This is a genomic window from Kitasatospora sp. NPDC093679 (assembly GCF_040683455.1).
Lineage (GTDB): Bacteria > Actinomycetota > Actinomycetes > Streptomycetales > Streptomycetaceae > Kitasatospora > Kitasatospora arboriphila.
This window is the reverse complement of record NZ_JBFBDW010000014.1, coordinates 1-13,325: the sequence shown is the minus strand read 5'-3', so window position 1 is coordinate 13,325 and position 13,325 is coordinate 1. Positions and strand designations below refer to the sequence as shown.

Annotated in this window: 9 protein-coding genes; 2 read left to right on the top strand and 7 right to left on the bottom strand. The window is 72.9% G+C overall.

Annotation, left to right across the window (positions count from 1 at the left end):
- Positions 1-10: 10 nt before the first annotated feature.
- The 6 genes from AB0O09_RS14550 to AB0O09_RS14525 form a co-directional block, all read right to left on the bottom strand.
- Positions 11-2,050: a protein meaA gene (locus AB0O09_RS14550; RefSeq protein WP_363541984.1), complete on the bottom strand. Its 2,040-nt coding sequence runs from the start codon at positions 2,048-2,050 to the stop codon at positions 11-13.
- Entirely contained in the window at positions 2,050-3,387 is a 1,338-nt protein-coding gene (gene ccrA / locus AB0O09_RS14545) for a crotonyl-CoA carboxylase/reductase (protein WP_363541983.1), read from the bottom strand. Before ccrA ends, AB0O09_RS14550 begins: the two co-directional genes overlap by 1 nt.
- Before the next feature lie 373 nt (positions 3,388-3,760).
- A complete protein-coding gene (locus AB0O09_RS14540; RefSeq protein ID WP_363541981.1) occupies positions 3,761-4,666 on the bottom strand; it encodes a TetR family transcriptional regulator in 906 nt (301 codons plus the stop codon).
- Positions 4,667-4,968: 302 nt separating this feature from the next.
- The gene (locus AB0O09_RS14535) at positions 4,969-6,744 is read right to left on the bottom strand and encodes a 3-hydroxybutyryl-CoA dehydrogenase (protein ID WP_363541980.1); all 1,776 of its coding nucleotides are present in this window, start codon (positions 6,742-6,744) and stop codon (positions 4,969-4,971) included.
- A 449-nt stretch (positions 6,745-7,193) separates the two neighbouring features.
- On the bottom strand, positions 7,194-8,693 hold the full coding sequence (locus AB0O09_RS14530; protein WP_363541979.1) for an MFS transporter: 1,500 nt from the start codon (positions 8,691-8,693) through the stop codon (positions 7,194-7,196).
- 40 nt (positions 8,694-8,733) lie between these two features.
- Positions 8,734-9,375, bottom strand: a complete 642-nt coding sequence (locus AB0O09_RS14525; RefSeq protein WP_363541978.1) for a helix-turn-helix domain-containing protein — start codon at positions 9,373-9,375, stop codon at positions 8,734-8,736.
- Positions 9,376-9,570: 195 nt separating this feature from the next.
- On the opposite strand from AB0O09_RS14525, the gene AB0O09_RS14520 reads away from it, so the two are divergent.
- Both AB0O09_RS14520 and AB0O09_RS14515 read left to right on the top strand, forming a co-directional pair.
- The gene (locus AB0O09_RS14520) at positions 9,571-10,896 is read left to right on the top strand and encodes a glutamine synthetase family protein (RefSeq protein ID WP_363541977.1); all 1,326 of its coding nucleotides are present in this window, start codon (positions 9,571-9,573) and stop codon (positions 10,894-10,896) included.
- Between the two features lie 2 nt (positions 10,897-10,898).
- Positions 10,899-11,975, top strand: coding sequence for an amidohydrolase family protein (locus AB0O09_RS14515; protein WP_363541976.1), 1,077 nt, complete (start codon positions 10,899-10,901; stop codon positions 11,973-11,975).
- A 120-nt stretch (positions 11,976-12,095) separates the two neighbouring features.
- Here AB0O09_RS14515 and AB0O09_RS14510 read toward each other — a convergent pair.
- Positions 12,096-13,325 (bottom strand): cellulase family glycosylhydrolase (locus tag AB0O09_RS14510; RefSeq protein ID WP_363541975.1); only part of this gene is annotated, 1,230 nt, incomplete at its 5' end.

The following is a 13,325-nucleotide window of genomic DNA, read 5'->3' as shown; positions in this document are numbered from 1 at the left end:
TCCTTCCCGGTCAGCTGGTCGCGGTCGAGTGCGGCGCCGCGGCCCACGGCTGGAGCCTGTTGGCCAGCCGGATCTCGTCCACGATCCGGCCGATGATGGTGGTGATGCCGAAGTCCTTCGGGGTGAAGACCGCGGCGACACCGGCGGCCTTGAGGGCCTCGGCGTCCGCAGCGGGGATGATGCCACCGACGATCACGGGCACATCCTCCACCCCGGTGCGGCGCAGCCGCTGCAGGACGTCCGGCACCAGCTCGGGGTGGGCACCCGAGAGGATGGACAGGCCGACGCAGTGGACGTCCTCGGCGACGGCCGCCGAGACGATCTGCTCCGGGGTGAGCCGGATGCCCTGGTAGACCACCTCGAAGCCGGCGTCGCGGGCCCGGACGGCGATCTGCTCGGCGCCGTTGGAGTGGCCGTCGAGGCCCGGCTTGCCGACCAGCAGGCGGAGCTTGCCGGTGCCGAGCTCGGCGGCCGTCGCGGCGACCGCCTCGCGGACGGCGGCGAGTTCGCCGCCGGGCTCGGCCGCCACGGCGACCGGGGCGCCGCCCACGCCGGTGGGCGCGCGGTACTCGCCGAAGACCTCGCGCAGGGCGAAGGCCCACTCGCCGGTGGTCACGCCGGCGCGGGCGCAGGCGAGGGTGGCCTGCATGAGGTTGTCGGTGGTCGCCGCGGTGGCCTTGAGCTGCTCCAGGGCGGTCTGCGCGGCCGCCTCGTCGCGCCCGGCGCGCCACTGCTCCAGGCCGGCGAGCACGGAGCGCTCGGAGGCCGGGTCCACCACCATGATCGCGGTGTCGAGGTCCGCGGTGAGCGGGCTCTCCTCGGTGGTGTCGAAGCAGTTCACCCCGACGATCTTGTCCTCGCCGGCCTCGATCCGGGCGCGGCGGGCCGCGTGCGAGGCGACCAGGTTGGACTTGAGGTAGCCGGACTCGACCGCCGGGATCACGCCGCCCATCTCCAGCACCTTGGCGATCTCGGCCTCGGCGCCGGCGAGCAGCTCGTCGGTCTTGGCCTCGACCACCGTGGATCCGTTGAAGATGTCGCCGTACTCCAGCAGGTCGGACTCGTAGGCGAGCACCTGCTGGATGCGCAGCGACCACTGCTGGTCCCACGGGCGGGGGAGGCCCAGGGCCTCGTTCCACGCGGGCAGCTGGACGGCGCGGGCGCGGGCGTCCTTGGAGAGGGTGACGGCGAGCATCTCCAGCACGATGCGCTGGACGTTGTTCTCCGGCTGGGCCTCGGTGAGGCCCAGCGAGTTCACCTGCACGCCGTAGCGGAACCGGCGCTGCTTGGCGTCCTCGATGCCGTAGCGCTCGCGGGTGACCTTCTCCCAGAGTCGGGAGAAGGCCCGCATCTTGCACATCTCCTCGACGAAGCGGACGCCCGCGTTCACGAAGAAGGAGATCCGGCCGACGACCTCGCCCATCCGCTCGGCCGGCACCTGGCCGGAGTCGCGGACGGCGTCGAGGACGGCGATCGCGGTGCACATCGAGTACGCGATCTCCTGGACGGGGGTCGCCCCGGCCTCCTGCAGGTGGTAGCTGCAGATGTTGATCGGGTTCCACTTGGGGATGTTGGCGACCGTGTAGGCGATCATGTCGGTGATCAGCCGGACGGACGGCCCGGGCGGGAAGACGTGCGTCCCCCGCGACAGGTACTCCTTGACGATGTCGTTCTGGGTGGTGCCGGTGAGCTTGGCGATGTCCGCGCCCTGCTCCTCGGCGACCACCTGGTAGAGCGCCAGCAGCCACATCGCGGTGGCGTTGATCGTCATGGAGGTGTTCGTCTGCTCGAGCGGGATGCCGTCGAACAGCGTGCGCATGTCGCCGACGTGACCCACCGGGACGCCGACCCGGCCGACCTCGCCGCGGGCGAGGACGTGGTCCGAGTCGTAGCCCGTCTGCGTGGGCAGGTCGAAGGCGACGGACAGGCCCGTCTGACCCTTCGCCAGGTTCCGCCGGTAGAGCGCGTTGGAGTCGCTCGCGGTGGAGTGTCCGGCGTAGGTCCGCATCAACCACGGACGGTCGCGCTGAACGCCTTCACGGTCTGCCATCAGATGTTCCGGAAGCGGTTGATCGCCGGCAGGTGCTTGGCACGCAGCTCGTGGTCGCGGACGCCCATGCCCTCCTCGGGGGCGAGGCAGAGCACGCCGACCTTGCCCTGGTGCTTGTTGTGGTGCACGTCGAGGGCGGCCTGGCCGGTCTCGTCCAGGGAGTACACCTTGGAGAGGGTCGGGTGGATCTTGCCCTTGGCGATCAGGCGGTTGGCCTCGAACGCCTCGCGGTAGTTGGCGAAGTGCGAGCCGACGATGCGCTTCAGCGACATCCACAGGTAGCGGTTGTCGTACTGGTGCATGTAGCCCGAGGTCGAGGCGCAGGTGACGATGGTGCCGCCCTTGCGGGTAACGTAGACCGAGGCGCCGAAGGTCTCGCGGCCCGGGTGCTCGAAGACGATGTCCACGTCCTCGCCGCCGGTGAACTCGCGGATCTTGCTGCCCAGGCGCTTCCACTCGCGCGGGTCCTGGGTGTGCTCGTCCTTCCAGAACTTGAAGCCCTCGGCGGAGCGGTCGATGATCGCCTCGGCGCCCATGGCGCGGCAGATCTCGGCCTTGGACTCGCTGGAGACCACGCAGATCGGGGTGGCGCCGCCGGCCAGGGCGTACTGGGTGGCGTAGGAGCCGAGGCCGCCGCTGGCGCCCCAGATCAGCACGTTGTCGCCCTGCTTCATGCCGGCGCCGTTCTGCGACACCAGCTGGCGGTAGGCGGTGGAGTTGACCAGGCCCGGGGAGGCGGCCTCCTCCCAGGTGAGGTGCTTCGGCTTGGGCAGCAGCTGGTTGGTCTTGACCAGGGCGATCTCGGCGAGGCCGCCGAAGTTGGTCTCGAAGCCCCAGATGCGCTGCTCCGGGTCCATCATCGTGTCGTTGTGGCCGTCCGGGGACTCCAGCTCGACCGAGAGGCAGTGCGCGACGACCTCGTCGCCGGGCTTCCAGGCGTTGACGCCGGCGCCGGTGCGCAGGACGACGCCCGCGAGGTCCGAACCGAGGATGTGGTACGGCAGGTCGTGGCGCTTGGTCAGCGGCGACAGGCGGCCGTAGCGCTCCAGGAAACCGAAGGTGGAGACCGGCTCGAAGATCGAGCTCCACACGGTGTTGTAGTTGACGGAGCTCGCCATGACGGCGACCAGGGCCTCGCCCGGGCCGAGCTCGGGGAGGGGGACCTCGTCCAGGTGGAGGGACTTGCGGGGGTCCTTGTCGCGGCTGGCGAGGCCGGCGAACATCTGCTCCTCGTCCTTGTGGAGCGTCACCGCCCGGTAGGACTCCGGCAGCTTGATCGCGGCGAAGTCCGCCGGGGTGCTGTCGGAGCTGAGGATCGCGTCGAGGATTTCGTTCATGGCTGCCTCCGAAGGCGTACCTGTGTGAGGGCACAGGGCGTCTGGGGGAGCCGGGAGCGGACACCGGCTTCGCTGAGGGTCTGTTGGTGGGTGGGTCGACGGTCTGCGACGGATGTGGTGTCGCCGAGGTCGTACGTGCCCCCGTGGTGCGGGGACGCCGGACGCGGCGCGCCGAGGTGGGGAGCCGCGGCGCCGCGACTGGTGGGTAACAAGGTAGTGGCACCCTGTGCCACTCGTAAAGACACCGGGTGTCATCAGTTCGAGTGATGTGGATCGCTGTTCGAGGCGCCCCGGTGCGGTATGGGCGAAGGCCCGCCCCGGATGTCCGGGACGGGCCTTCGAAATGCCTTCTGAACTGCAAAAACGCCGGGGATCAGGCCGACTTGGCGGCGCCCAGGGCGGACTTGATCGAGTCCAGCACGAGGTCCAGCGGGGCGTCGGTGCGGGCCACTGTGATGAGCACCTCACCGCCGGGGCTCGCACTCAGGGCGCTCACCGCCGCGCCCTCCAGGGCCGACCCGGTGTCACCACTGGCACCGGGTGCCACGAGAGTGCCACGGCGTCGCACGCCGCTCGGCGAGGTCGCCCAGAAGGTGCCCCGGATGACCTCGAAGGAGTGGTCCAGCTGCGCCTCCACGTCGCCGTGGCCGCCGGCCCGCAGCCAGCGCCGCAGCACGTGGTTGTGGGCCGCCACCACGGCCGCCGCCGACACCTCGGCCAGCATCGAGTCGTCGTCCCCGCCGCGCTGCCAGCCCGGCGGGATCTGCTCGGCCGCGTCGAAGCGCCCCAGCAGGTAGCGGGTGAACAGCCGCTCGTACCGGGCCACCACCGCGATCTCCCGCTCGCGCAGCGCCGGGACCTGCCGGATCAGCTGGTAGCGCGCCACCGAGACGCCCGGGGTGGAGGCGTACATCCGCAGCACCTCCTTGATGCCGCGGCACACCACGTCCAGCGGGTGCTCCTCCGACTCGGCGCTGGCCAGCAGGTCGGCCACCCGGACCAGGGTGTCGTCGTGGTCCGGGAAGATCGCCTCCTCCTTCGAGCGGAAGTAGCGGAAGAAGGTCCGCCGCGCCACGCCCGCCTCGGCGGCGATCTGATCGACCGTCGTCTCCTCGTACCCCTGGTTGGCGAACAGGTCCATCGCCGCCGACGCCAGCTCCTGGCGCATCTGCCGGCGCTGGGCCGCGGCCCGCCGGCCGCCGGTGCCGCCCTCGGGACGGGCGCCGTCCACCGGTTCGCGGGGCGGCTGCTGCTGCGCGGATGACTGTTCCCGATCCATGCCCGGAACGCTACACGCCCCGGGCGCCGCTCCGGTCGGCCGTGCCCGGCGGACCGGTGGCGCCGGCGGCAGCACGGCGGGCCGCGGCCAGCGGGGCGGCAGCGCACCCTCGTTCCAGGCCGGCCGTCCGGCCGGCGCGACGTTGCTCCGAGGCAGTCTGCCTCCGGGCTCGGTGTTCATGTCGACTCCTTGCTGCGAGGCGGCCGTTCGGTCCTTGGATGTGCCGTGCGGGCCGCCCCGCACCCCGCCCTTCCGCGGGTGGGGCCGCGGGGACGGGCGGGGCGGGGGCGGCCCGTGGTGCGTCAGCGCCGGGCGTGGTCGCGGAAGCCGCGGCCGGTCTTGCGGCCCAGGCAGCCCGCCGCGACCAGGTGCTCCAGCAGCGGGGCGGCCGCCAGGCCGGGCTCGCGGAACTCCTGGTGCAGGACCTGCTCGATGGTCAGCGAGACGTCCAGGCCGACCACGTCCAGCAGCTCGAACGGGCCCATCGGGTAGCCGCAGCCGAGCTTCATCGCGGTGTCGATGTCGTCCACCGTCGCGTAGTGCTCCTGCAGCATCCGCACCGCGTCGTTCAGGTACGGGAAGAGCAGTGCGTTGACGATGAAGCCGGCCCGGTCGCCGCACTCCACCGCGTGCTTCTTCACCTCGGCGCAGAGCTCCAGCACGGTGGCGGTGACGTCCGGCGCGGTGAGCACCGTGGAGACCACCTCGACCAGCTTCATGGCCGGCGCCGGGTTGAAGAAGTGCATGCCGATCACGTCCTGCGGCCGCGAGGTCGCGGTCGCGCAGCTGATCACCGGCAGGCTGGAGGTGGTGGTGGCCAGCACCGCACCCGGCTTGACGACCTTGTCCAGGGCGGCGAACAGCTCGCGCTTGACCTCCAGGTCCTCGGCGACCGCCTCGACGACCAGGTCCACCCCGGCCAGGTCGGCGTAGCTGCCGGTCGGGGTGACCAGCGCCAGCGCCGCGTCGCGGGCCTCGGCGGCGAGCCGGCCGCGGGAGACCGAGCGCTCCAGCGACTTGGCCAGCTGCGCCTTGGCGCGGTCCGCCTTCTCCTGGCTGCGGGCCGCCAGCAGCACGGGCAGGCCGGCCTTGGCGAACACCTCGACGATGCCGGTGGCCATGGTGCCCGAGCCGCAGACGCCGATGCTCGCGACCGTCCGGCCCGCGACCCGGGTGCCGGCCGCGGCGGCGGCCTCGGCGACCGCCTTCGAGGAGCCGGGCGCCTCGTAGGTGTAGAAGCCGCGGCCCGACTTGCGGCCGAGCAGGCCCGCCGAGGCGAGCTGGCCGAGGATCGGCGCCGGGGCGTGCAGCCGGTCCTTGGACTGCTCGTACATCGCCTCCAGCACGGTGCGGGCGGTGTCGATGCCGATCAGGTCGAGCAGGGCCAGCGGGCCCATCGGCAGGCCGCAGCCGAGCCGCATCGCGGCGTCGATGTCCTCGCGGGTGGCGTACCGCGACTCGAACATCGCGGCGGCCTGGTTGAGGTAGGCGAAGAGCAGGCCGTTGACGATGAAGCCGGCCCGGTCGCCGGCCGCGACCGGCTCCTTGCCCAGGTCACGGGCGAAGGCGGCGGCGTCCTCGGCGGCCTGCGGGGAGGTCAGCACGGTGCGCACCACCTCGACCAGCTTCATGGTGTGCACCGGGTTGAAGAAGTGCAGGCCGAGGACCCGCTCCGGGCGGGCGGTGGCGGCGGCGATCCGGGTCACCGACAGCGCGGTGGTACCGGTCGCGAGCACCGTCTCCGGCGGGCAGATCCGGTCCAGCTCGGCGAAGACCTCGCGCTTCAGCTCCAGCTGCTCGGGCAGCTCCTCGATCACCAGGTCGGCTCCGGCGGCGACGTCCAGCCGGTCGCCGACGGTGATCAGGGCGAGCAGTGCGGTGCGCTCCTCGGCGGTGAGCCGCTCGCGCTGCACCGCGTGCGCGGTGGCCTCCTCGATCCGGGCGAGGGCCCGGCCCGCCGCGTCGGCATCGGCCTCGATGCCGAGCACCCGGCGGCCGCTCTTCGCGACGGCCACGGCGACGCCGGCACCCATGGTGCCGAGGCCGACCACGGCGACGGTGGGGAAGGGACGCTCCATTGTCCTGACTCCTTGTCATGGGCCCGCGCAGCACTCGGGCGCGGCCGGCCGCTCGACGGCGAGCGGCGGCCGGGGCACGCCGGAGGAGGGTGTGGCGACGCGGGTGTGCGGGAAGACGGGGCGGCCCCGCGGAGCACGGACCGGTCCGCTCCGGCCGTGCCGCGGGTGTGCCGAGGTGCTCAGGCGCGCTGAGAGGAAGGACAGGCGGCGCTGAACTGCTGCAGGGAGAAGACGGCCGCGAGGGCCGGAGACACGCACCGGGGCGTCCGCGCGAATGCCGCGGCGCCGACCACGCCGGTGCGGCTCCCGAGGCCCGGCGCTGGTGCGTGCCGGTCACTGTAGCGGAGTTACCGCCCAGTAGGAAGAGTGCCGCGCGGGTCGGGGAGGAGCGGGGAACGCGCAGCGGCCCGCCGGGAGAACCCGGCGGGCCGCTGCGGTGAGGGGTGGCGTCAGTGCGCCATCACGGGGACGGCGTCCTCCGCGGCCGCGCCCTCGGCGGTCGCGTGGACGTCGGGACGGCCGGTGTTGATCAGGACGGCGGCGGCCGCGGCGGCGAGCACCAGGATGCCGAAGGACCACCAGATCGCGGTCGAGAAGCCGTGCACCATGCCCTGCAGCTGGAGCAGCTGCTGCGGCGCGCCGTCCTTGGCGTGCGAGGTCAGGTACGCGGTGGTGGCGCTGGCCGCGATGGTGTTCAGCAGCGCGGTGCCGATGGCGCCGCCGACCTGCTGGGAGGTGTTGACCATCGCCGAGGCGACACCGGCGTCGCGCGGCTCGACGCCGTGCGTGGCCAGGCTCATCGCCGGCATGAACGCGGTGCCCATGCCGAGGCCCATCAGGATCAGACCGGGCAGGATCAGCGCCGGGTAGGAGCTGTTCACGTCGATCTGGGTGAGGATCAGCATGCCCAGCGAGGCGACCAGGAAGCCGGGCACCATCAGGTAGCGCGGCGGGACGCGGGTCATCAGCCGGGCGCCGATCTGGGTGGAGCCGGTGATCATGCCCGCCACCATCGGCAGGAAGGCCAGGCCGCTGGTGACCGGGCTGTAGCCGAGGACCACCTGCAGGTAGTAGGTCAGGAAGAGGAACAGGCCGAACATGCCGATCACGGCGAGGCCGAGCGACAGGTAGACACCGCCGCGGTTGCGCTCGGTGACGACGCGCAGCGGCAGCAGCGGCGCGGAGACCTTGCTCTCCACCACGGCGAACGCGGCCAGCAGGACGGCGGCGGCGACGAACAGGCCGACGGTGATGCCGGCGCTCCAGCCGTCCGACTCGGCGCGGGTGAAGGCGTACACCAGGGAGACCAGGCCGGAGGTGACCAGCAGCACGCCGGGGATGTCCAGCTTGTTGCGGTTGCGGCTGCCGACGGGCTCGCGGATCACCATCACCGCGCCGAGGATCGCGACCACGGCGAACGGGATGTTGACGTAGAAGGTCCAGCGCCAGTTCAGGTACTCGGTGAGCAGGCCGCCGAGGATCAGGCCGATCGCACCGCCGCCACCGGCGATGGCGCCGTAGATGCCGAAGGCCTTGGCGCGCTCCTTGGCCTCGGTGAACATCACCGCGAGCAGCGAGAGCGCGGCCGGGGCGAGCAGGGCGCCGAAGACGCCCTGGAGGGCGCGGGCACCGAGCAGCATCGGGGTGTTGACGGCGGCGCCGCCGAGCGCGGAGGCCAGCGCGAAGCCGGTCAGACCGATGGTGAAGGTCCGCTTGCGGCCCCACAGGTCGGCGATCCGGCCACCGAACAGCAGCAGCCCGCCGAAGGCCAGCGCGTAGGCGGTGATCACCCACTGGCGGTTGCCGTCGGAGATGCCGAGGTCGTGCTGGGCGGAGGGCAGGGCGATGTTCACGACGGTCGCGTCGAGGACGACCATCAGCTGGGCCAGGCCGATGAAGGCGAGTGCCTTCCAGCGGCGCGGGTCGGCCTGGAGGCCGGATTCGGACATGGGGGTACCCACTAACGTGCGTTGCGTGCGGTCGGGTCGGTCAGTCGGCGCGCTTGAGGTCCTCGAAGGACGCGGCGCGGCCGGGAAGTGCGGAGGTCGCCGGTGCCCGCAGGCCGTCCAGGAAGACCTGCAGGTGGCGATGGACGAACTGGTCGAGGTCGAGGCATCCGGTGCCCGGGAGCGGGCGGGTGAGCTGGGTGACGCCGAGGAAGTAGTCGCCGACTCCGACGTCGGCGCGCAGCTTCCCGCTCGCGTGGGCGCGGGCGATGAGCTCGGCGGCGGCGGCCTTCAGCTGCAGCAGGGCCCGCTCCAGCTCGGGGTCGTCGTGGTCGATGTGGTCGGAGACCATCGGACAGAGCGCGCCGATGCGCTCGTCCGCGGCGGCGTGCGTGAACCGGGACAGGCCCTCGAAGGCGTCCGGCTCGGCGAGTCCGGCCTCCGCGTGCTCCAGCACCCTGGTCAGCACCGAGAGGGTGACGTGGTGCAGCAGCTCGCGCCGGTCGGAGAAGTTGCGGTAGAGCGTGGCGTTGCCGACCCCGGCCCGGCGGGCGATCTCGTCGAGCGGTGCCTCCGCGCCGTGCTCCACGATCGCCTCGCGGGCGGCGGTGATGATCCTCGCCCGGTTGCGTTCGGCGTCCGCACGGAGCCGCTGGCCCGCCGGCTTGGCGCTGACCGTGGTCATCGGACTCCCTTCCCTTCCGGGGACTCGTTCCCCGTTTGTGCGGACACCGGGTTAAACGGGGAGTCGGTCCCCGGAAATTCCCCGTCCGGTGTGACCTGCGGCACACCTGCCGGGTTGGCCGATTTCACCCTCCCGGGCAGCCCCCACCGCGGGGCGATCCCCCGCCCCGGCCGCTCCGGACGGCAGCATGGGCGCATGGGCAGCGCGCACACGAGGGACGAGACGGTGGAACGGGCCGAGCAGGCCGCCGCGGAACTCGCCGGGGCCGGGATCGACGCCGTCGCCCTCGGCTGGGTGGACAACGCCGGCATCACCAGGACCAAGGCGGTGCCGGTCGTCCGGCTGCCGCACGCCGTCCGGTACGGCATCGGCGCCTCCCCCTGCTTCGACTCCTTCCTCGCCGACGACTCCATGGCCCCCGGCGGCGGCCCCGTCGGCGACCTCCGCCTCGTCCCCGACCTCGACGCACTGGTGCCGCTCGCCGCCCAGCCCGGCTGGGCCTGGGCACCCGTCGACCGCCGCCGCCAGGACGGCGCGGCGCACCCCGGCTGCCAGCGCTGGTTCGCCCGCCGCACCGAACGGGCACTCGCCGCCCGCGGACTCGACGTGCGGGCCGGCTTCGAGATCGAATGGGTCGTCGACCGGGACGGCGCACCGGAGGGCGGCTCCGCCTACGGCATGGACCGGCTGGTCGAACGCTCCGACTACCTGCTCGACGTGCTCCGCGCCCTGGAGGCCCAGCAGCTCGCCGTGCTGCAGATCCACCCCGAGTACACACCCGGCCAGTTCGAGGTCTCCGTCGCCGCCGACACCCCCGTCCGCGCCGCCGACACCTCCCTGCTCGTCCGGCAGACCGTCCGCGCGGTCTCCACCCGGCACGGACTGCGCACCTCCTTCGCCCCCGTCGTCGCACCGGACGGCGTCGGCAACGGCTGCCACCTCCACCTCAGCCTCTGGCAGGACGGCCGCAACCTGCACGCCGGCGGCCCCGGCCCGTACGGCCTCACCGAGCAGGCCGCCGCCTTCCTCGCCGGAATCCTGGAGGAACTCCCCGCCCTCCTGGTGCTCGGCGCCCCGAGCCCGGCCAGCCACCTGCGGCTGGTGCCCGGCCGCTGGTCCGGCCCCTACCGCTGCTGGGGACTGGAGAACCGGGAGGCCGCCCTGCGACTGATCACCGGCTCCGCACCCGACCAGGCCAACGCCGAAGTGAAGTGCTTCGACGCGGCCGCCAACCCCTACCTCGCCCTCGGCGGCGCCCTCGCCGCCGGACTCGCCGGACTCGACGCCGGCCTGAAGCTGCCGCCCGAGGTGCCCGGCGACCCCGCCCGCGAACCCGGCGTCGAACGACTGCCGCACGGCCCCGCCGCCGCGCTCTCCGCCCTCCGCGCCTGCGCCCCGCTGCGCACCGCCCTGGGGGAGGAGCTCTACCACGCCGTGCTCGACGTCCGGGAGGCCGAGATCGCCCGCTACGGCGGGCTCGACGCACAGCACCTGGTCGCCGCCACCCGCTGGCGGTACTGACCGTGCTGGTCGACCACCACTGCCACAGCGTCGTCGCCGACGACCTCGACGAAGCCGCCCTCGGCGCCCTGATCACCGAGTCCGACCGGCCGCCCGCCCCCGGCACCTCCCCCTTCGACAGCGCGATCGGGCTCGCCGTCCGCCGCTGGTGCCCGCCACTGCTCGGACTGCCGGCCCTCGCCGAACCCGCCGACTACCTGGCGGCCCGCCGGGAGACCGGCGCCGCCGAGGCCACCGCCCGGATGCTCGCCGGCGCGGGTCTCGCCGACCTGCTGGTCGACACCGGCCTCACCGAAGCCGGCGGACGCCCGCTGCTGCCGCCCGCCGACCTCGCCGCACTCGCCGGAGCCCGGCTGCACGAAGTGGTGCGGCTGGAGGCGGTGGCCGCCGAGGTCCGGGCGCCCGCGGCGCAGTGGCCGGACGCCGTCGCCGAGGCACTGGCCGAAGCCTGCGCCGGGGCCGTGGCGGTGAAGTCGGTGCTCGCCTACCGCGCCGGCCTGGACATCCCGGGCGGGCCGCCCGCCCGCTCCGAGGTCGTCCGGGCCGCGGGGGCCCGGCCGCCCGGCCGGATCACCGACCCCGTCCTGCTGCGCCACCTGCTGTGGACGGCCGTCGGCCTCGCACTGCCGATCCAACTGCACACCGGTTTCGGCGACCCTGACCTGCGGCTGCACCGGGCCGACCCGGCCCTGCTGGTGGACTTCGTCCGCGCGGTCGAGCCGGACGGCGTCCCGCTCGTCCTGCTGCACGGCTACCCCTACCACCGGCAGGCCGCCTGGCTCGCCCAGGCCTACCCGCACGTGTACGCCGACGTCGGACTGACCCTCTCCTACACCGGACCGCGGGCCGCCGCCGTACTCGGCGAAGTGCTCGAACTGGCCCCCTTCGGCAAGGTCCTGGCCTCCACCGACGCCTACGGACTGCCCGAGCTGTACCCCGTCGGCGCGGCACAGTTCCGCCGGGCGCTCGCCACGGTCCTGGACGACTGGCACACCACCGGCGACTGCACCCCGGCGGACGTCCTGCGGATCACCGAGGCCCTGGGATCGACCAACGCCCGCCGCCTGTACGGAATCTGAAGCGACCCCAGGGGCGCGGGGAGGCCGGCCACCCAGGGGCACGGGGAGGTGCCCCCACGCGCCCCTACGGCTTCCGCTACCGGGCGGCTGGCGCCCCATGGGTGCACCCGGTGCCCGGCGTCAGCCGATCGCGCGGAAGTGGTCCCGCAGGCCCGCGCCGAAGTCGGTCGCGGTGCCGTCGTAGTTGCTGATCAGCGAGGGGCCGGAGCCGCAGTCCCAGGTGTTCCAGGTCCAGCCGAGGTAGCCGAGCTTCCGGGCGTCGAGCCAGGCCATCACCTGGTCGATGAAGCCGTGGCTGCAGGTGTTCTCGCCGATCTCCCCGGCGACCAGCGGGACCTCGGCCGCCACCGGGGCGAGGGTGGAGTCGAAGCAGGACGTGCTGGAGCAGGTGTTGAAGTTGTACACGTGCCAGGCCGCGGCGAGGTTGCCGGTCGGGTCGATCGGCTTGTGGGTGAGCCACTGGCCGAGGTCGTTGGAGTAGGCCAGGCCGCCGAGCATGATGACGTTCCTGGCGCCGGTCGCCCGGACGGTGTCCACCAGGGTCTGGAAGCCGCTGACCTGGTAGGGGATGCCGGGGCAGGCGCTGCCGCCGTCGCGCCAGCAGAGCCAGCCCTGGGCGGTCGAGGATTCCGAGCGGTCCGGGTAGGGCTCGTTGAACAGGTCGAAGACGACCTGGTCGGTGTCCTTGAAGGTGCCCGCGACGGAGCTCCAGAACGGCACCGCGTTGGCGCCGGGCATCGGCTTCTGGCAGGTGGCGTTGACGTCCGCGCAGCCGGAGGAGTTGCCGGTGTACTGGCCGCGGCTCCAGTGCATCTCGACGATCGGGGTGAGGCCGGCGTTGCGCAGTGCGTCCACCCAACCCTTGATCGCGGAGCGGTAGTTGGCGCCGGCGTACTCGGGCTTGACGTTGCCGGTGCCGATCCAGCAGTCCTCGTTGAGCGGGACGCGGACGGCGTTGGCGTGCCAGCTCTTGATCGCCGCGATGGCCGCGGCGTCGACCGGTCCGTCGAAGAAGCCGTAGCCCTGGACGCACATGAACTCGGTGCCCGAGCGGTTGACGCCGTGCAGGGTGACGGCCGTACCGGACTCGTTCACCAGGGAGGTGCCCGAGACGTGCAGGGCCGGGGCGCCGGTGCTGCCGGTGGGCGAGGAGGAACTGCTCGGCGAGGCCGAGCTGCTGGCGGAGGCGGAGGCGCTCGCGGAGGGCGAGGCCGATGCCGAGGCGCTGGCCGAGCCGGACGGGGTGGGGCCGGTGCCGGTGCAGGCGGTGCCGTTGACCGCGAACGAGGTCGGCGCCGCATTGCTGCCGCTGTAGGAGAAGTTGGCGCCCGCGGTCACCGACTGTCCGGC